This is a genomic window from Mycobacterium sp. TH-M106 (assembly GCF_057473765.1).
In genome coordinates, this window is sequence record NZ_JBYCLE010000495.1 from 1 (window position 1) to 1,099 (window position 1,099).

The 1,099-nt window shown below is 64.0% G+C and carries 2 protein-coding genes; both read left to right on the forward strand.

Translation table 11 applies throughout. The annotated features are described in order from the left end of the window. The coding region (locus tag AC2VOP_RS17480) for a type II toxin-antitoxin system Phd/YefM family antitoxin (RefSeq protein ID WP_486962135.1) at window positions 1–225 on the forward strand (225 nt) is incomplete at its 5' end. Beyond that, window positions 222–644 carry a PIN domain-containing protein gene (locus tag AC2VOP_RS17485; protein ID WP_486962136.1) on the forward strand — a complete coding sequence of 141 codons (423 nt, stop codon included), beginning with the start codon at window positions 222–224 and terminating at the stop codon, window positions 642–644. The genes AC2VOP_RS17480 and AC2VOP_RS17485, both read left to right, overlap by 4 nt. The last annotated feature ends 455 nt before the right edge of the window (window positions 645–1,099 follow it).

Consider the following 1,099-nt stretch of genomic DNA (forward strand, 5'->3'; position numbering starts at 1 on the left):
ACGGTGCGCGATCTCCGGAACAACGGAGGGGCAGTCCTGCGCCGCGTCGAGCACGGCGAACGGATCGTCGTCACTCGCGACGGTGCGCCGGTGGCTGAGCTCCGCCCCCTGCCCCGAACCAGCGCCGGCCCGGCCGAACTCATTCGGCGCCGCAAGAATCTTCCGCAGGTAAGCCCAGATACGCTCCGGCGCGACATCGACAATCTGATCGACCCGTCGCTGTGATCGAAGCTTCGAGCCAAGGGATGCTGGACACCTCGACGGTGATTCTCCTCGGCCAGATATCCGACCCATCCGAGCTTCCTGACGAATCGGTGATCAGCGCGATAACGCTCGCCGAACTTTCCGTAGGTCCACACCTAGCGCGCGACGATACCGAGCGCAGTGCCCGCCAGCAGCACCTGCAGCAGGCCGAGGCGGACTTCGACGTTCTCCCCTTCGACGGCGATTGCGCTCGGGCATTCGGCGCCGTCGCGGCCGCACTGCGCGCATCGGGTCGTAAGGCCGCTGGGCGGGCTTACGACGCACTCATCGCGGCGAGCGCGATCGCGCATGGGTTGCCGCTCTACACATGTAACCGAGCGGACTTCGCTGGGATCCCCAGCCTTGAGCTCCGGTCGGTCACCCATCCTCATCACCGGTAGAGGGTTGGCCTGGCGTGCGCGATCAATCCGCGGGCCCAGGCATCCGCCGAAGGATGCATCGGCACGGGTCGACGACAAGACCGTTCGTCCTCGCTACGCTGCGGGCGCTGCGTCTTGACACAGTCCCACCCCTTCAGGGATGACATGGTTCAACAATTGTCGTGCGGCCCCGGGTCGGTTTTCGGCACGACGTCATCCGGAATGCCGAATCACCTGTGGCGCAAAGTAATTGGTGCTATCTGCTGCTGTGGTTGCACCACAGGGCGTGCCCAACGAACACACACCTCGCGGCGCGCGCCGAAACCGCTGACCGGTTGTCGTAGCCCCTAATTCAGTGACCTCCCACAGTGATGGCGGCACTTCTTGGCACACTGCGAACCGGCCCTTCCGCAGGTCGACTATGCGCGACTATATGCATCTCTAAATGCGCGTGTTAATGCACTGAAATCCCGTGT